Here is a 17,831-nt window from a genome sequence, read left to right as displayed (position 1 = left end):
GGAGAGGGAGTGCTACTCCCCCACAAACAGGAGGAACAGGGACAATGAAGAAGATCGGGGTAATTGGAGCAGGGGTGATGGGCCGCGGTGTGGCCCAGAGTTTTGCACAGACAGGTCATGAGGTTATCTTGGTGGACATCAAGGATGAAGTGCTGGAGATTGCCGGAGAAGAGATCTATAACAATATTCGAATGCTGAAGCTATTCAAGAAAGTGGAGGGACTGGAAGACCCGGAGATCATCATGGAGCGCATTCATATGACGACGGAACTGGAGATGCTTCGTGAAGCGGATATCATCGTTGAAAATGTAAACGAACAGTGGGACATCAAAAGGCAAGTGTACGGCCGGATCGATCCGATCTGTCAGGAGGCATGCATATTTCTAGTGAACACTTCGTGTATATCCATTACCAAAATTGCGGCATTAACCAGCCGGCCTGATCGGGTCATCGGTACTCATTTTATGAATCCAGTTCCCTTGAAATCAGCTGTTGAAGTGATCAAGGGGATGCATACCTCGGAACGTACCATTGAAGAAGTAACTGAACTATTGTCATCAATCGGTAAAGAGACGATTCTGGTGAACGACTATCCCGGATTTGTCTCCAACCGGATTTCCCATCTGTTTATGAATGAAGCTGCGTTTGTTCTTCAGGATCAGGTGGCTACAGCACGTGAAGTAGATGATATTTTTGTCAAATGTTACGGGCACACGATGGGGCCTTTGGAGACTGCGGATTTAATCGGCTTGGATACCGTTGTGGATTCGCTTGATGTGCTGTATGAGAGCTACCAGGACCCAAAATTCCGTTGTTGTCCTTTACTGAGAAAGATGGTGCACGCCGGACAGACGGGAAGAAAATCAGGGGAAGGGTTCTATAGTTACTAATCAATGGCATGAATAGTTCATGGCATAAACAAGCTGTTTGCTTATTCAAAACCATTTTAATGAGAGAAAGGGAGTTATACACATGGAAGAAGTTAAAGGTAGAGTTCGCAAGTTTTTGGGTCGTTTTTTCAAAAAGCATGAGCTTCAGGACGATGAGGACATCTTTGCCCTTGGTTTTGTGAATTCGTTGTTTGCGATGCAGCTCGTTATGTTTCTGGAGAAGGAATTCTCCATTCGGGTCGATAATAAAGATCTGGATTTGCAGAACTTCAAGTCCATTAATGCCATCGTTGAGCTGATTGAGAGCAAGACGGTCAGTTCCTAAGAAGTCACCGATTCTCATCCCAATATAGTGTGAAGAATGTGCATTCATCCAGTCCATTATAGGAGGTTAACGTATTGAAAATGGAATTGAGCGAACAGCAGCTCCAATGCAAGCAGGATGCTGCATCATTTACCGATCAATATATCGTTCCGTACGCAGGCTTGCACGATAGGGAAGAACGGCTTCATCCAGAGGTGATCGATTCGCTGAAATCCTCAGGTTATCTGGGTTCCATGATTCCTCGTGAGTATGGGGGTATGGGGCTTGATCCAATATCGGTTGGAGTGCTGAATGAGGAGATCGGAAGAGGATGTTCATCCGTGCGAAGTCTGCTTACGGTTCACGGTATGGTTGCCATAGCCATTCAGAAGTTTGGTTCTGAAGAGATGCGGTCCTATTGGTTGCCACGTCTGGCCTCGGGTGAAATCATTGGAGCCTTTGGTCTGAGCGAACCGGGAGTTGGTAGTGATGCCAAAAGCATCGAGACCGTAGCTGAGTCCAATGGCGAAGGATATCTGCTGAACGGGAAGAAAAAGTGGATCACAATGGGTCAGCTTGCTGACCTATTTCTCGTCTTTGCCCAGGTGAAGGGTAAACCAACCGCGTTCCTTGTGGAACGGAACAACCCGGGATTGAAGATAGAGCCGATTAACGGGATGTTGGGGGTTAGAGGTTCGATGCTGGCGGAACTGCATCTGGAGCAGGTTTACGTTGAATCCGATCGTATGGTGGGGAGCCCAGGTACAGGTATCTCTATGGTGTCCTTGCATTGTTTGGATTATGGTCGCTACACCGTGGCTTGGGGTTGTGTTGGACTGGGACAAGCCTGTCTAGAGGCTTCGCTGAGTTATGCGGGTAGCCGCCGTCAGTTCGGAGCCCTCCTGCAGGAAAATCAGTTAATTCAGAAAATGCTTACTGAGATTATTGTGGATGTGAGAGCGGCACGGCTTTTATGTTATCAATCTGGCTATCTGAAAGAAGTGATGGATCCGGATTCCATTATGGAAACCTGGACGGCTAAGTACTACGCGGCAGACATGGTTAACAAGGTAGCACACCGTGCGGTACAGATTCATGGAGCCAAGGGTTGCAGTGCGGAGTATCCGGTGGAGCGCTTCTACCGGGATGCCCGTGTGAATGAGATTATTGAGGGTACCACACAAATGCATGAGATGGTTATTGCTTCATACGCTGCGAGTACTCATGAATCCGTACAAGAGGAGGCTGTCCTGTCATGAAAAAAATTAAATGTGTGATCTGGGATCTGGACCATACCATCTGGAACGGAATTTTGCTGGAGGATGAAGAGGTCACGCTGAAAGAAAATATTGTGGAGGTCATCCGTACGCTGGATGAACGGGGAATTCTGCAATCGGTTGCCAGCCGTAACGATCATGAACTGGCGATGGCCAAATTGGAGCAATTCGGTCTGCGTGAATATTTCATCTATCCGCAAATCAATTGGAATGCCAAATCCCGATCGGTAAAAACCATTGTGGAGTCCATCAATATTGGAATGGACACGATAGCCTTTGTCGATGATCAGCCTTTCGAACGTGAGGAAGTATTATTCACTCATCCCGACGTACTCTGTATTGATGCGATGGCCTATCTTGACTTGACGGAAATGGAAGAGATGAAGCCACGTTTCATTACTGAGGATTCTGCCTTACGCAGAAAGATGTACATGAATGATATTGCTCGTAATGAGAAGGAGGAGGAATTCGAAGGTACTCAGGATGAATTTCTGGCCTCTCTTGGCATGATCTTCACGATCTCTGAAGTGAAGGAAGGGGATCTGCAACGTGCGGAAGAGCTGACGGTTAGAACACATCAACTGAATGCCACAGGCTATACCTATTCTTATGAGGAGCTCGATCAATTCCGGTACTCTCCACGTCACAAACTGCTTATAGCCGGACTGGAAGACAAGTACGGTACGTACGGAAAAATAGGCCTCGCTCTACTCGAATTAAATGACGAAGTGTGGACACTGAAACTGCTACTGGTGTCCTGCCGCGTCATGTCTAGAGGAGCAGGCACATTGCTGCTGCATCATGTAATGCGTATGGCCAAGGAAGCAAATGTCCGTTTGCAGGCCGAATTTGTATCAACAGATCGCAATCGTACGATGATGATCACTTACAAATTTGCCGGATTCCGTGAGATTGAGCAGAACGGAGATTTTTATTTGTTTGAGAGCGATCTAAGCATGATTCAGGATCAGCCTGCGTATGTGTCCATGGAAGTTATCGCGTAAAACCCAATCTAAGAGGCGAGGTGTATAATCAATGGAAAAAATAGCATTTCTGTTTCCAGGGCAAGGTTCTCAATATGTAGGGATGATGAAAAACTTCTATGATCAGTACGAGATTGCGCGACAAACGTATGAAGAAGCCAACCATATACTGGGCTTTGATTTGGCCAAAATGAGTTTTGAAGGCAGCCTGTTTGATCTGAACAAACCTTCCAATATGCAGCCAGCGCTGTTGACAGCGAGTGTGGTTGCCTATCGTGTCTACATGGAGGAGATCGGGATCAACCCGCAATTCTGCGCAGGCCACAGCCTGGGTGAATACGCAGCGCTAACGTGCTCCGGTGCCATGACATTTGGAGATGCTGTGCGGATCACCAAGCGACGCGGGGAATTGACGGAGCTTATCGCAGATGAAGCAGATGGAGCTATGACCATCATTGATGGTGCGGATGAGGAGATGATCCGCAGAGCTTGTGAGCAAGTGTCAACCGATACGGCATGGTCTGCGATTTCCTGTTACAATGCTTCGAGTCAGTACGCCATTTCCGGTCATCAGGATTCGATTGAACAAGTGGAATCCATCTTGCTGGATCAAGATGCCCAGACAACCCCATTGATGATGAGTGCGCCGTTTCATAGTCGCTTGATGGAGCCTGCCGGCGAACAGCTTGGGGTGGGACTGGCCGGTTATCGTTTCCATCCATTCAAGTGGCCTGTCGTATCCAATGTAACCGCCACTCCGTACACCGAAGCTGGGCGAATTACGGGACTGCTCCAAAGGCAGTTGTCCCAGCCGGTAAAGTGGGCACAGACGATGCAATATCTTAAGAAGCATGGAGTTACGCTAACGATTGAACTCGGACCCAAAAATGTCCTGAGTGGACTGGTAGAATTGGATAAGCTCGGTATGAAATCTTTTGCCTACGGACAGAAGGAGGATCGCAAAGCACTGAAAGAGTTGCTGGATCAGGCCGTAGTATCCAGACCCAGACCAACGGTAGTAACCAAATGTATGGCCGCGGCTGTAGCTACACCTAATCGAAATTGGGATCAGGAGCAATACCAGAAAGGAGTCGTTGAGCCCTATAAACAAATTCAACAGCTTCAAGAGGAGCTTGAAGCGGCGGATCAGGCACCCACTACGGAGCAGATGAAATTGTCCCTGGAATGGCTGGGGACCATTTTCGAAACCAAACAAGTAGAGCAGGAAGAGCGAGATGACTGGTTCCACCAGATCCTGGACGAGACGGGACAGTATTATCTGTGGAGTGACCACAAAGTTCCTACGGCATAACCAAGCACGTGTACAACAACAACCGGCATGCAGGTGAGATCACACTTGTTGTGCCGGTTTACTATGTATTCGGGGTGAGATCATGGATATCCATCTGCTTAATGTTATGATGTCGAGTGATAAATTTAAGGAAGAACGAGCGTATTGGCAGAAACAACTAGATGGCGATATTCATATAGGAACTCTGTTTGATAGAATTCAGCAACCTTCAATCCAGACAAGGGAACCTAACGTACAGGTTCTTTACTTATCCTTTCCAGATGAACTGTCCGCAAGATTGATCCGCATGAGTGGGGGATCAAATTTGGCGTTGTATATATTGCTTTTATCGGGATTTCAACACCTGTTGTATCGTTACTATGGACAGCCGGATATGTTGCTAGGTATGCCCTTGACTCCCGAGCAAGTCGAAGACTTTCGGAGTGCCCACTTGCTCGCAATTCGTGGAAAAGTAGATGAGACAGCATCGTTCAGACAACTGGTATTGCATACCAAGGCTGAAGTCATGTCAGCCCGAACGTACTGGCATTTTCCTTACGATAAGATGGCAGAGAAGCTGGGGCGGCTTCCCGAAGAGTGCGCGTTGAAGACGGTTTTGTATATGAAGGGAATTAATGAGGAGCCTATTCTGGATGAAAGAACCCAGTGTTCACTCGGGTTTGACCGGGTAGATCAACGACTTTACATGACCCTCCGTTATGGTGCAATCCCCCTTGAACCCAGTCAACCTGATCGTTTGTGTTCTCACTACATACGATTGCTGGAACAGACAACAGCCCTACCAGACCAACCTCTATCCATGAGTCAGATCCTTTCTTTGGAAGAGGAGAACGAAATCATGGAACGGTGGAACAGGAGTCCACGTTTATCCTTGCCGAAGACACATTCTGTCTGTGCTCAATTTCTTGAACAAGTGAAGAAAGCACCCGAACAGACTGCGGTTATAGAGGGGGAACGCCAGATTTCGTATCATTCTCTGGAGGAGCAATCCAATCAGCTTGCCCGTCTCCTGATTGCTTCCGGGGTAACTGCGGAAAGTTCAGTACCCGTTATGATGGCAGGTTCCATAGAGTTAATCATTACGATCCTGGCGGTGTTCAAAGCGGGAGGAACCTATATCCCTCTTCATCCTGAATATCCCCTTGAGCGTGTCCGCCATATTTTAATGGCATCGAATGCCCGTATTTTACTTACGGGATTGTTGGAAAGGTATGTACATCAGGCTCTGGAGGAGATGACATTGGCCATGTCTTCGGGCTTAGGCATAGCAATGATGAAGTTGGATGACGCCCCATGGAGAGCAGAAGATGGAAGTGGTTTAAGGATCGTACCCAATATGAATGGACTGGCCTACATTCTGTATACATCCGGATCCACGGGTGAGCCCAAAGGGGTCGGAGTAGAGCAACGAAATCTGAGTGGATACGTGAACGCTTTTCAGGCCGAGTTTCAACTCAATGCAACAGACAGAGTGCTTCAACAAGCGGCAAGTACCTTTGATACTTATATGGAAGAAGTGTTCCCAGCATTAACTGCCGGGGCAACACTAGTTGTGGTTCAACGGGAACAACTGCTGGATATCCACGGACTGGTGCAGTTGCTGGACAGACACAAGGTCACCCTAGTCAGCACTACACCTCATATCCTGAGGGAACTTAACCGGATGCCCAATCTTGCGAGTGTTCGCACCATTATCAGTGGTGGGGATATATTGAAGATGGCGGATATTGGACATCTGCTCACCTATACGAATGTATACAATACGTACGGCCCCACCGAGACGACGGTATGTGCACTCTACGAGAAGCTGTCATCAGAGACTGTTGATCCGATTCCAGTGGGGCGCCCTATTCAAGGTTACTTTGTACACATTGGAGATCGTCATGGACGAATGTTGCCCGTAGGCGTACCCGGAGAAATATGTATTTCAGGCAACGGGGTGTCTCGAGGATATATAGGATTGCAGGAATTGACGGACCAAAAGTTTATCGAGTCACCTTTCGTTGAAGGAGAGCGGATGTTTCGCACAGGGGATATAGGCATGTGGACAGCGGAAGGCCGCGTGTTGTTTCTGGGAAGAATGGACAAGCAGGTTAAGGTCAGGGGCCATCGGATTGAATTGGCAGAAGTAGAGCGACATCTGAACCGTTACGGTCCAATTGGTGAATGTGTTGTACTGACAACCGGAGTAGAAGGTGAGAAGGTGCTCACCGCTTATATCGTGGCCGATACGGAGCTGTATGTCATGGATATTCGCCAATATCTGATATCTTTGTTGCCCGAGTATATGCTGCCTTCAAAATATATTCAAATATCACATATGCCTCGGACGATTCACGGGAAGATCGACACACAAGAGTTATTGAACCAGAAGCAGTCTTTACATTTTGGAATGAATTATGCACCACCTGAAACTGAGCTGCAACATCAATTGGTAAATGTCTGGTGTACATTACTGGAAATGGACCAGATTGGTATTGACGACGACTTCTTTCAGCTTGGCGGGCATTCCCTGCTTGTAATCCGAATGGAGGTTGAACTGGAGAATCTCGGTATTCGGGTCCTGCCTTCCATTTTGTACGACAATCCTACGATAAGGATGCTTGCAACGGTTCTGGAAGAGAATCCAGAGCTTGGAGATTCATATGCAAGTGAAAATCACGGGCAGGTATCTGGCATTGTAAAGGTAAACAAGACGTCATCCTCAATGGATATGGAGCATTCCAGGTTAGCGAGCTCTGATGGATATCATCCATTTAACGATGTCTTTTTTAAATTATGTTTCTATAACTCTTTATTTCCCATTGTATTGCAACAGAAAAAAAGCATATTACCGTTTTTCATCCATCATGTGGACGAGTATCTATGGTCTGAGAAGAAACAGTTTCTTGTGAATGGTTTCGTCTCTTGCCGCAAGGATACAGACATTCTGGACGATCTGGGCGTTGGCTATGAAATGGTGAAAATCAGCGAAGACATTATACAGGATGTCAGTCGAGCGGTTCTGGATGCCAGACCGGTTATTGTATGGGTTGACGTCTATTACACATCCATACGCAATGATACGTATCTCAAAAAGCATATTCCACATACCTGGCTTGTATACGGTGCTGATCCGATTAACCAGACATTTACCGTGATGGAGCATAAGCATCATGACAACTTGTCTTATGAAGAACGAACGGTTAGTTATCAGGATCTGTCGGATAGCTATCATGGCTATATCGAGCATTTTAATATGGAAAACCACACCTTCTATACGTTCTGCAATAAGCATTATCCGGTGATACATCAAAGAGATGCCAGTGCGAAACAGTTGGAGGATTACTGGAAGATCTATGTGGATCATATTGAAGAGCAAAAGGAACGGGTGGAGAAGAGTCTGGCAAGACTGAGGGAGAGTGTGCCGCAGTTTGAGGCCGTTGTTCAGGATCAACATGTGGTGTCTTCCATAGCGGAGGATTGGGTCATTTCGCTTCATAAATTGATCAGTGCCAAAAAGGCCGAGGTGTATCGTTGTGCCAATCTAACCGGCGCGGATTCCAGACTGACACATATTCGTGAGCGTATTGTCATGGGGTGGAGTGACATTCGAGCAGTTCTGGCCAAGTATGTGCTTACTTCTTCATATAAGCCAACATCGTTTCATAAACTCCCTGAGATATACAGAAATATAAGTGTGCTTGAACGGGAGTATTACGATGAGTTGGTTAAATCTCACATGATGGGGAGGATCTGAATGAGTGAAATCATGACATTGGAGACTCAAATAATACAGGTCATCGACAAGGTTATGGAGTATGGAACGGATATTCAGATGCATCAAGCCTGGGGGGAACTTGGTACGAATTCACTCGATTACATTAAAATTGTGGTGGAGATGGAGAAAGCATTCAACATTGAAATAGACGATGACCGATTGGCATATGTGCAAACGGATACGATTGGCGATTTCAGGGATTACCTGGTCAGCCTCATTGAAGGAGATTCGGAACATGAGCCGGACTAAACGAATAGGACAGATCTGGTTCAGGCTTTCTATTCAATTACCCGTGGCTGCACTTGTCATTATTGGTTTAACTGTGACCGCATTAGTGACGTTAGCCATGCAATTCCATACGACCTCCTACCTGCGCAGTGAAACGGCAACTGCAGTGTCTGAATCTCAGCAAGGGGAGGATGTCAAAGTACACATTATAGCTGAATTTACAGAACAGCCTATTAAGGGGTTTCAGAAGGGCGACGCCTTGATCTGGTATACAGAGGAACAAGGTAAACGTTACGCTGCCCAGATCCTTGAGGTTAACCAAGATCCCGCATCAGCGACCACTCGCATTACAGCTGAAGGTGTATGGAATGAGGAGCTGGCGGAGCGGATGAAGTTATCCCATACAACAGAGTTCCCGATTGTTACCGAGGTACAATCCCAGAGCCAGACCGTACTTGAGAGCTGGATATCCTAGAGGAGGATGGCATGGAGAATATTTCACTGAGCAAACGAATCCGTACATTCGCCAAACCCTACCGAATCAGCTTGGTTACCATGTTGTTCTGCGAGCTAATCATGGTGGTGGTGGATCTGATTGGACCGCTTATTTTTGCCATCTTGATCGACGAAGTATTCTATCACCGTAATCTTCATTTCTTCGGCTATGTTATTTTGACTTATATTGCTTTGTATGTAGGTGTAAGGGCTCTAAGTTGGATCATTAAATCCATCTGGATTTATCTGAATGTTAAATTTCTGTTTGATATTCGAAAAAGTTTATTTGATCGCATTCTTCATTTTAAAGCATCTTATTTTCAAAAAGCCCAGACCGGTGATCTGGTCACACGTCTAACAAGAGATACGGATTCTGTCATGCAGTTAATAGAGTTGATTATTTTTCAGATGGCTGCTCCGTTCACGAAATTGCTGGTTTCATTTGTTTTTTTATTTTATCTCAATCCGTATATAGCCTTGGCCATGATGGTGCTGGTTCCGGTTTCGGTCTGGGTATCCCAGTATTTTAATCGTAAGATGACCAAGCAGCAGACCATTTTGCGTGGGAAATATGGTCAATTTGTCAGCTGGATGCTGGAGATGCTGCAAGGCATGAGGGATATTCGTTTGTTGGGTAGTGGCAGACGGGTCACCACACTGTTCACGGGACAGAGCGCAGACGTTATTCGTCTGGATAATCAGACAGAAGTCATGAAATGGATGTCGACCCGCTCTAATGCATTTATTTTTTTGTTGTCGGATCTATGTATCTACGCGATTGCTGGTGTGCTTATTGTTCAAGGCCAGCTTACGGCAGGAGCCTTTGTTGCCATTATGTCGTATCTGACCAAGAATAATCAATCGATGATGATGATATACGAGGCAGTTGTGAATCTGCCCAAGCTGACGGTCCAGTCCCGCAAAGTCTTTGATCTACTGGATGAAGAGACGGAAAGAAGCGGTGGTCAATCGGAAGTTGATATGGAGGATGGGGAAACGTCACTCGAGCAAGTGAGGTTTCGGTATGAGGAGCAGGGTCCCTATGTGCTTGACGGTCTCACCTTGGAAATTGGTGCTCATGAATCTGTTGCGCTTGTAGGAAAGAGCGGGTCTGGCAAAACAACGATTGTGAACATGCTGCTCGGTTTCTATGCCCCGGAGGAGGGACAGATTCGAATTGGCGGAAGGCATATCGATGAATATTCTCTCTCTCGACTGCGCAAGAGAGTAGGCATTGTGCAGCAGGAAGCCATTCTGTTCCATGAAACCATCCGTTACAATCTGATGCTTGGTAGCGCCCATGCGAACGATGATCAATTGCTGGAGGCATGTGATCAGGCCTATATTGGGGACTTTATTCGTTCTCTTCCTCAGGGTCTGGACACCGTCATTGGGGCAGGGGGAATGGAGTTCTCCGGTGGACAAAAGCAACGTCTGTCTATTGCCCGCATTTTTCTGAAGCAACCCAAATTGATTATATTCGACGAAGCCACTTCCGCTTTGGACTATGAAGCTGAACAAGCAGTCCAGCATTCCTGGCAGCAATTAAGCAAGGATCGGGCTTCGATTGTCATCGCCCATCGCTTATCCTCCATCCTGAATGCTGATCGGGTTGCCGTTGTACATCAGGGACGCATTGTGGCTACAGGCACACATGGATATCTGCTGGAGAATAGTGAGCACTACCGTGAGTTATTTGCAGAAGACTTCATCCGGAAGGAGGGACTGATGTCGTGACGAAGACACCCTCGACTTCCCGGTATGCACTCTTTAAACAGATTAAGCCGTTTATCAAAAATGCGAACCGTCAAATCTTCATTCTAGGTACGCTGAAATTGGCCTTGACTGCTATTGCGCTCATGATCCCTTATCTGTACAAGCTGCTCATTGATCATGTCATGGTTGGACGGGAGCTTAACATGTTGCCCTATATCCTTGCCGGATACCTGGGCTTATTTGCGTTGGAGACAACCGCTCTGGGTTTACAAACGCTGTTCAGTAACCGGTTATTAGGTCGGACCAAGCTCGACTTACAGCTGAATATGTGGAAAAGATTAGTGCGAATGAAACCGACTCTATATGAGCGCTATAGTGCAGGAGATCTGAAGAATAGACTGGACGGAGACGTCACACTGGTCAAAGACTTTATCTTTTTGCATCTGATTGATTATACGTTCAAATGGATCAGCGTAGGGGCGTATGTGGTTATTCTGTTATCGCTGAATTGGAAGATGGCTTTGCTGGGTTTTGTTATGCTTCCCATTTCCTTTGTCATCAGTTCCCGATTGGGAAAAAGGGCCAAAGTACTGGTCTCCGAATTCCGTCAGACTACCGGAGAATATGAGACATGGATATCGAACAGCTTCAGACACTGGAAGGAAATCAAGGCACTGAATATGCAACGCAAGGAATCCATCAAGTTTGTTGGATATTGGAAACGTTTTGGCAAAATCAAATTCCGACATCTGGCATATACGTATGCCAATGAGCTGTACTACACCTTTCAGGATGACTTTATTAATAAGATGAATCTTTATTTTATCGGCGGGCTGCTCATTTTTCAGGGAGAATTAACAATCGGGGGACTGCTTGTTTTTCTGACATATTATCAACAGATGATTAACAACATTAATGAAATTAATGCCTCCAATGTTCAACTTCATGATGTGACACCTTCCATTGAACGGATCGTTGAATTGCTGGAACTTCCCGTTGTGTCACAGAGAAAGCTCGGACTACAGCCAGAGTTCCAAGGGCATCTCGAATTCAAGAATGTCTCCTTTCGTTATCAGGAGAATCAAAGTGATGTCTTGCATGAGATTAATCTGAACATCCAGCCTGGTGATTACACAGCGATCGTAGGCAGAAGTGGTTCGGGTAAGAGCACGTTAATCAAACTTATTCTAGGGCAGAATGAGACACAGCAAGGGGCTATTCTCGTTGACGGACAGCCCATTGGTGACTTGGGATCAGAATACCTTTATCAACATATTGGGGTGGTTATGCAGGAGAATGCCTTGTTCAGTATGTCCATCCTGGATAATCTCAGACTCGTACAGCCACGGGCTACAGAAGAAGAGATACGAGAGGTTTGCCGCATGGCTTTGCTGGATGATTTCATTGAAGAATTGCCTGACAAGTATAATACGGTTCTGGGTGAGTCAAGTATTAAGCTGTCCGGAGGCCAGAAGCAACGGTTGGCGCTTGCCAGGGTGCTGTTAACAAGACCCCGACTGCTTATTCTGGATGAAGCCACATCTGCACTGGATAATGACTCGGAACGCAAAATAAATGAGGTGATCCGCAGGATCGCACAGGATATAACGGTGCTTGTGATCGCGCATCGTTATTCAGCTATTCAGGATGCCAAGCAAGTGATTGTGCTCGATCAGGGAGAGATTGTTGCTACGGGCACTCATCTTGAACTGGCTGGGCGGCATGAGGTGTATGACACGTTGTTCAGGGATCAGAGGCAAGGAATCGGGACAACGGCCACCTAAAGTGAAAAGAATGATTTATAGGAGGTTAATGACATGACCATCTATTGTCCACTACCTTTGGAAGAGCACTATAACAACAATGGGTTTAGCTATCTTGCTACAAACCAGATTGGGAATTTCACGACCTTTGGTTCCTCATACCCGGGTGATGAACTCCCTGATCAGGAGAACGTCCAATGGCAGGATATTCCGTTTCATTTTCCTCTACCCAGACAGGCATTTAATAATATAGAACTGGATAGCCAGCGGATTCCAGTACCATTGGATCTATATTCGACATTATATATTCTGGGTGCGGCAGATAATGGTTCATACCATGAATTCATTAGTTTTGAACGAGCTGGAGAGCGAATGGGGAGAGCATCATTGGATCTGACCAACTGGACCGCGACGACTCCACATTATAATGAAGAGATTATGTTTCAGTGTAGTGGGACGTGTACACAAAAGGGGACCTTGCTGACATCCAAACAGCCTATTATTTGGTTTCAGCAGATTACGCTGGAAGAACCCATTTCATTTGATAAGATTCTAATGCCAGACAATCCATGCATGCATATTTTTGCACTAACCCTAGGGAAGGAGTGGAATATATGAATATTCAGCCAAGAGAAGCACATACAGAAGGTGAAGATTGTTTTACCCTATGTGTAAGTAGCATTCTCAACTATAAAGAAATCACGAATTTCCTGGCGGTATGGAAGCAATGCGGAATGATGTACCATGAAGACCCGGAGAGAGGCACCCCGAAACTTGTCCCTACGTATATGACTGTTGAAAATGAGTTTCAACGCATTCATCATATTGATCTGAACATCGTCAGAAAAAATGAACAGACCGAGGTAATAAAGGAAATCATGACGTTACTTCAGCAAAAAGAAGCAGTTATTGTATGGGTTGATGTATTTTACATGCAGTATAATTCACTCTATCAATTACTTCATTCGTCGCATTGCATTGTCTTGTCCGACTATGCAGACGGGCAGTTTGAGTTTATCGATGATTTTTATCATTTGAAAGGCAATATGGATGAACAGACGTTATTTGAAGCGCTTGATCTAGGTCAGACGCCTTTAATTCGTGAGGGCACGCGTTATCGTTATGCTACATTGGATGTTGGAAATGCTGTCCAACAGGTGAAAGAAAGAGAGTTCTATAACATGCTTCATCAAAATCATGAAATCATGGATGGGAAATCGGAGCAGCTGATCAAGCAGGTTGAGTGGTACGAACTGGTTAATCCGCAAGTAGGCCTGCCTGCCATTGAAAGGTATATAGACTCTACACGTCAGCATATGAAAGATTCATCCGCATTGACCGAGGAATACCTGGACAATATGTATGGCGACTTGGCGAGCATAAGTAATAACAGATATTTGTATGGCCATTTCCTAAGAGAAGGAATACCGTTTAATCCTGATATTGATCAACTGGTGGAAACGTACGAATATGCTGCGCAACGATGGAATCTTGCTGCTAATATGACATTGAAGAGTCAGTACCTGGATATGGATAGTCGTCATAAGATGTTAAATCGGGTTCTGGGTAAAATCGGAGAAATTATAGGTGTAGAACAAGAGGCTCATGACATGGTCAAACATTTTGTTGCGAGTTAGGATGTCAGTCAGTATATTTTACGCAAAAAGACCCGTGAAGCGAATATCGCTTTACGGGTCTTTTTTATGACTTGTATCATATTAGGCAGCTGCCTTTATCCGTGACTGCATTCTAAGATACACCTGAGAGAAAATAACGGATGCCAGTGCTACTACGGTCATACCCCAGAAAATATTGGTGTACGCCGAGGAGAGTGGCAAGTTCTGCATAGCTGTTAATGCTACACCAGTAACTGCAACGCTGAAAGCACCGCTGAAGAACTGACTGAGTTGGAACAGTCCCATACCTGCGCCCACCTGATCCATGGTCAGGTTACCAGACAATTCATTGGACACGCTGGTGGTCAGGGATGAGAAACCAACGCTGAGCAGGACATACACAGCCATAATGGCGTAGATGTTATTGTCTGCAAATAAGGCGAACAATCCGGCTGCGGCCAGTAGCAACCATGGTGCAAACTTCAGCAGCAACGTATTGCCGTGTCGGTCAATCATTCGGCCGATCCGGTTGGACAGCAGCATGGACACGACTGCGCCCGGGAAGATGACAAGTCCGGATTGAGCAGGGGTCAGTCCATATAGATGCGCCAAAATTTGCGGCAGCAGGAACAGCGTTGAGAAGTTATTGATATACGATACAATCCCCAGCGAGCTGAGCATCATATATTTTTTGTTTTTGAACAAAGCAGGCTGAACAAATGGATCTGCCGCGCGCCGAATTCGGAGCCAGAACAGAAGCAGTGCCGCTACACCGATAACAAGCGTGAACCACTGACGTGAAGTCAGGAATAACAATACACCGGTAGTACCGATCGCAAGAAGCACGGCACCCAGCAGGTCGAATGAACCTTTTTGCGGGGTTTCCCGAGGAAGCAGTTTAAAAAATACAGGAATCAAGAATAACGTTAGTCCCGTAACGATAAACAGATCATGCCATCCCAGAAATTGAGTAATACTTCCCCCAATGACGGGACCAAGTCCAAGCCCCAGTGAACTGGCGGACATGATGACAGCCATCGATTTACCCCGGCGATCATTGGGAATGTATCGTGTAATCAGTACAATGGCGAGACCCGGAACAGAAGCAGCACCCGCAGCTTGAATCAGACGTGCAATGAGCAAAATGATGAAATGATTACTGAAGAACCCGAGAACGGATGCTGCACCAAGTAACGTAAGCCCGGTTGTGAATAATGTACGAATGGGTATGAAATCCGATAGACGTGAGAACGTAATCGAGGAGATGGCAAATACAATGGAATACCCTGTAACAATCCATGAGGAAGCGACGGAAGTAAGCATGAATTCGGCTGCAATTTTGGGCAGCGCCAGATTAAACATCATTGTATTCATAACAACGAGTACAACGGTGAAGCCAAGCAAGCCTACAATTAATCCTTCCTGTATTCCGGTCCGTTCCCCTGATGATGCGGTTGCGGTGTTGTTCATAAAAACCTCCTAAAGTGATGTGTATTTCGCAACATTTCAGAAACGGTGTGTAACATTTGCAAAATGTAGTATGATGTCAATCCCGTGCCTAACAGCAGGGGTTACATAACGAAATCATTAAAGTTCGATTGGTGTCGAACATTAGAAATATATCATGGATCTGTGTTAGAATACAATGCATAGTCTGAAAAAAGGAGACTACCGTATGAAAATTTTACATCATCCACAGGTGTCAGATATTGAACTTTCCTCCGTACTGTATGCGCTGAGTGACCCGACTCGCCTTGGGATTGTTGCGGAAGCAGCCAGAAGCGGGGAGCAGCCGTGCAGCCATTTTCATGCACCTGTTGTGAAGTCAACGATGTCACACCACATTCGAACTCTGCGGGAAGCCGGGGTTATTCGGGTCAGAGTGCAAGGCACCCAGCATTTTCTCACCCTGCGGTCCGATGATTTGGAAATGCGCTTTCCAGGACTCCTGCAACCATTATTGCAGGCCGCAGCTCAGTCGAGCACAGATCTTTCCTAAATGTTGTCCTTTCTTCAGGTCGAAGAGGGGACATTTTTTATTTTCTAATACGGGATGTTCAAAAAGTAAACGATTCAGCACCGAGAAGGTGAACGCAAGATTCGATGTCGAGTTCGCTTCTTGGGCTACTTCGTGATCAATTGGGGACTTTTTGAACAACCTTTAAAACTGCTGCGACATTCTGTGTCGTACCATGCCATATATAATAACGGTGAACACACAAACCATATTGAAAAGAGGTTCACAACCATTGGCAAAAACCAAAAGAGGACGCGTCTTGTGGAGTCTTCCTTCCAGGGGCCGGGGAACATGCCCGGTATGTAGCAGTACCCGAATAAAATTGTTGTATACGCAAACAAAAACAGACGGTACAAGTCTGAAAGTATGCAAGAAATGCTCCAAAGCAGTGCAATCCAGAGTGGATAAGGCACACGTCTGACATATCAGGCCTGTTCTTCGGAACAGGCCATGTCTTTTGATATAATAAGTGAAATAGGATCGGAAAAGATCGGGGGCGGGAAGATGAGTAACATGCATCGGATTCACTGGTTTGACGAACAGATTCGGGGTGGACGTTTTCCGAATAGCAGCTGGCTTGCCCGTGAATTTGAAATCTCCCGTCGTCAGGCTCAGCGTGATATTGAATATATGGCAAGTTCCCTGCGAGCCCCTTTGGTGTATATGGCAAAATATCGGGGCTATTGTTATGAGGATCAGACTTTTCGATTGCCCCATTTGTATATGACAGAAGAAGAGCAACGTGTGCTGAAATATCTGGCGCATCGATATCGACATTACGATTATGATCAAGCAGACGCGGTGAAACGTGTAGCACATTTGCTGGAGCGTTTTACGTTGGAGGAACAACAGATGGGAAGTAGCGAGCTTCCGGTGTTTTCGGCGCAACCGAAGCAACTGCAATTCTTTGAATTATTGTCCCATGCCATAACTGACTTGCGCAGAGTACATATTCATTACAGGGATCATGATGGAGAACGGCAGTTTTCCTTGTGCCCATTAAAGATGATATCCCAGTTTAACGCCGATTACGTGGTGGGTTATGAAGCAGACCCAGTACAGCAAGTGGCCATTCGATTGGAAGGCATTGTTCATGTTTCGGTATCGGATGAGAGATTTGAGTATAGATCAGACGCCTTGCTAGGTGGATGGGAAGAATCATTGCCTGTGCGAAAACCGTTTGTAGCTGAGATTCGTTTGAAGGAAGTGCAGCAAATGGAGATGTGGCAGGGGTATCGTATTCGCGCAAGCCACGATCGGATTTATTCGGTTGAATTTTATGACACGGACGCTTTCTTGCAGCATTTGTTTATTAGCGAATGGGAAGAGCTTTTGTCTCCTGGGTGGCTTAGACGCAAGCTTCAGCAAAGCGCAGAAGGGTTGATCCACAGGCTTGGAACATAGAGTGAGTCTGTAAACAGGCAACAAACGAGCAGATGCAGAGCAAGCTGCTGTTTCTCGTAAATACAT

The 17,831-nt window shown here is 46.0% G+C and carries 16 protein-coding genes; 15 read left to right on the top strand and 1 reads right to left on the bottom strand.

Annotated elements, in window-relative coordinates:
• Positions 1-44: 44 nt before the first annotated feature.
• The 12 genes from NLBNIHML_RS13165 to NLBNIHML_RS13110 all read left to right on the top strand — a co-directional run bounded on the left by NLBNIHML_RS13165 (position 45) and on the right by NLBNIHML_RS13110 (position 14,365).
• Positions 45-890 (top strand): 3-hydroxyacyl-CoA dehydrogenase family protein, encoded by an 846-nt coding sequence (locus NLBNIHML_RS13165; RefSeq protein ID WP_472476250.1) that lies wholly within the window; start codon positions 45-47, stop codon positions 888-890.
• 82 nt (positions 891-972) lie between these two features.
• Positions 973-1,215: an acyl carrier protein gene (locus NLBNIHML_RS13160; protein WP_076212934.1), complete on the top strand. Its 243-nt coding sequence runs from the start codon at positions 973-975 to the stop codon at positions 1,213-1,215.
• A gap of 80 nt (positions 1,216-1,295) precedes the next feature.
• Positions 1,296-2,453, top strand: coding sequence for an acyl-CoA dehydrogenase family protein (locus NLBNIHML_RS13155; protein ID WP_494354706.1), 1,158 nt, complete (start codon positions 1,296-1,298; stop codon positions 2,451-2,453).
• Entirely contained in the window at positions 2,450-3,475 is a 1,026-nt protein-coding gene (locus NLBNIHML_RS13150) for an HAD-IIIC family phosphatase (protein ID WP_472476253.1), read from the top strand. The genes NLBNIHML_RS13155 and NLBNIHML_RS13150 overlap by 4 nt, the downstream gene beginning before the upstream one ends.
• Positions 3,476-3,506: 31 nt before the next feature.
• Positions 3,507-4,766 (top strand): ACP S-malonyltransferase, encoded by a 1,260-nt coding sequence (gene fabD / locus NLBNIHML_RS13145; protein ID WP_472476255.1) that lies wholly within the window; start codon positions 3,507-3,509, stop codon positions 4,764-4,766.
• Between the two features lie 82 nt (positions 4,767-4,848).
• Positions 4,849-8,505: an amino acid adenylation domain-containing protein gene (locus NLBNIHML_RS13140; RefSeq protein WP_494354513.1), complete on the top strand. Its 3,657-nt coding sequence runs from the start codon at positions 4,849-4,851 to the stop codon at positions 8,503-8,505.
• Positions 8,506-8,775, top strand: a complete 270-nt coding sequence (locus NLBNIHML_RS13135; protein WP_494354512.1) for an acyl carrier protein — start codon at positions 8,506-8,508, stop codon at positions 8,773-8,775.
• Complete coding sequence (locus tag NLBNIHML_RS13130; protein ID WP_494354511.1) at positions 8,762-9,229, top strand: hypothetical protein; 468 nt, start codon at positions 8,762-8,764, stop codon at positions 9,227-9,229. The genes NLBNIHML_RS13135 and NLBNIHML_RS13130 overlap by 14 nt, the downstream gene beginning before the upstream one ends.
• An 11-nt stretch (positions 9,230-9,240) precedes the next feature.
• Positions 9,241-10,986: an ABC transporter ATP-binding protein gene (locus NLBNIHML_RS13125; RefSeq protein WP_472476263.1), complete on the top strand. Its 1,746-nt coding sequence runs from the start codon at positions 9,241-9,243 to the stop codon at positions 10,984-10,986.
• Positions 10,983-12,749 carry an ABC transporter ATP-binding protein gene (locus tag NLBNIHML_RS13120; RefSeq protein ID WP_472476265.1) on the top strand — a complete coding sequence of 589 codons (1,767 nt, stop codon included), beginning with the start codon at positions 10,983-10,985 and terminating at the stop codon, positions 12,747-12,749. The genes NLBNIHML_RS13125 and NLBNIHML_RS13120 overlap by 4 nt, the downstream gene beginning before the upstream one ends.
• Positions 12,750-12,782: 33 nt before the next feature.
• The gene (locus NLBNIHML_RS13115; RefSeq protein ID WP_472476267.1) at positions 12,783-13,346 is read left to right on the top strand and encodes a beta-sandwich domain-containing protein; all 564 of its coding nucleotides are present in this window, start codon (positions 12,783-12,785) and stop codon (positions 13,344-13,346) included.
• The gene (locus NLBNIHML_RS13110) at positions 13,343-14,365 is read left to right on the top strand and encodes a BtrH N-terminal domain-containing protein (RefSeq protein WP_472476269.1); all 1,023 of its coding nucleotides are present in this window, start codon (positions 13,343-13,345) and stop codon (positions 14,363-14,365) included. The genes NLBNIHML_RS13115 and NLBNIHML_RS13110 overlap by 4 nt, the downstream gene beginning before the upstream one ends.
• A gap of 81 nt (positions 14,366-14,446) precedes the next feature.
• On the opposite strand, the gene NLBNIHML_RS13105 is transcribed toward NLBNIHML_RS13110, so the two are convergent.
• Positions 14,447-15,814, bottom strand: a complete 1,368-nt coding sequence (locus NLBNIHML_RS13105) for an MFS transporter (protein WP_494354510.1) — start codon at positions 15,812-15,814, stop codon at positions 14,447-14,449.
• A gap of 205 nt (positions 15,815-16,019) precedes the next feature.
• Between NLBNIHML_RS13105 and NLBNIHML_RS13100 the strand changes: the two genes are divergently transcribed.
• The 3 genes from NLBNIHML_RS13100 (at position 16,020) to NLBNIHML_RS13090 (ending at position 17,765) form a co-directional block, all read left to right on the top strand.
• Complete coding sequence (locus NLBNIHML_RS13100) at positions 16,020-16,343, top strand: ArsR/SmtB family transcription factor (protein WP_339237907.1); 324 nt, start codon at positions 16,020-16,022, stop codon at positions 16,341-16,343.
• 250 nt (positions 16,344-16,593) lie between these two features.
• Positions 16,594-16,782, top strand: a complete 189-nt coding sequence (locus tag NLBNIHML_RS13095) for a hypothetical protein (protein ID WP_076253532.1) — start codon at positions 16,594-16,596, stop codon at positions 16,780-16,782.
• A gap of 83 nt (positions 16,783-16,865) precedes the next feature.
• Positions 16,866-17,765 carry a helix-turn-helix transcriptional regulator gene (locus NLBNIHML_RS13090; protein ID WP_494354509.1) on the top strand — a complete coding sequence of 300 codons (900 nt, stop codon included), beginning with the start codon at positions 16,866-16,868 and terminating at the stop codon, positions 17,763-17,765.
• The last annotated feature ends 66 nt before the right edge of the window (positions 17,766-17,831 follow it).

The sequence above is a fragment of the Paenibacillus sp. JNU01 genome (genome assembly GCF_059130585.1).
The sequence above is the reverse complement of the archived record's forward strand: the minus strand, read 5'-3'. Positions and strand labels throughout refer to the sequence as shown.

What these genes read in the sequence shown, in the direction of transcription:
- NLBNIHML_RS13130 (WP_494354511.1), top strand. Translation starts at nt 8,762, where the DNA reads ATGAGCCGGACTAAACGAATAGGACAGATCTGGTTCAGGCTTTCTATT.
- fabD (WP_472476255.1), top strand. Translation starts at nt 3,507, where the DNA reads ATGGAAAAAATAGCATTTCTGTTTCCAGGGCAAGGTTCTCAATATGTA.
- NLBNIHML_RS13150 (WP_472476253.1), top strand. Translation starts at nt 2,450, where the DNA reads ATGAAAAAAATTAAATGTGTGATCTGGGATCTGGACCATACCATCTGG.
- NLBNIHML_RS13155 (WP_494354706.1), top strand. Translation starts at nt 1,296, where the DNA reads ATGGAATTGAGCGAACAGCAGCTCCAATGCAAGCAGGATGCTGCATCA.
- NLBNIHML_RS13140 (WP_494354513.1), top strand. Translation starts at nt 4,849, where the DNA reads ATGGATATCCATCTGCTTAATGTTATGATGTCGAGTGATAAATTTAAG.
- NLBNIHML_RS13135 (WP_494354512.1), top strand. Translation starts at nt 8,506, where the DNA reads ATGAGTGAAATCATGACATTGGAGACTCAAATAATACAGGTCATCGAC.
- NLBNIHML_RS13110 (WP_472476269.1), top strand. Translation starts at nt 13,343, where the DNA reads ATGAATATTCAGCCAAGAGAAGCACATACAGAAGGTGAAGATTGTTTT.
- NLBNIHML_RS13160 (WP_076212934.1), top strand. Translation starts at nt 973, where the DNA reads ATGGAAGAAGTTAAAGGTAGAGTTCGCAAGTTTTTGGGTCGTTTTTTC.
- NLBNIHML_RS13100 (WP_339237907.1), top strand. Translation starts at nt 16,020, where the DNA reads ATGAAAATTTTACATCATCCACAGGTGTCAGATATTGAACTTTCCTCC.
- NLBNIHML_RS13165 (WP_472476250.1), top strand. Translation starts at nt 45, where the DNA reads ATGAAGAAGATCGGGGTAATTGGAGCAGGGGTGATGGGCCGCGGTGTG.
- NLBNIHML_RS13125 (WP_472476263.1), top strand. Translation starts at nt 9,241, where the DNA reads ATGGAGAATATTTCACTGAGCAAACGAATCCGTACATTCGCCAAACCC.
- NLBNIHML_RS13105 (WP_494354510.1), bottom strand. Translation starts at nt 15,814, where the DNA reads ATGAACAACACCGCAACCGCATCATCAGGGGAACGGACCGGAATACAG.
- NLBNIHML_RS13090 (WP_494354509.1), top strand. Translation starts at nt 16,866, where the DNA reads ATGAGTAACATGCATCGGATTCACTGGTTTGACGAACAGATTCGGGGT.
- NLBNIHML_RS13115 (WP_472476267.1), top strand. Translation starts at nt 12,783, where the DNA reads ATGACCATCTATTGTCCACTACCTTTGGAAGAGCACTATAACAACAAT.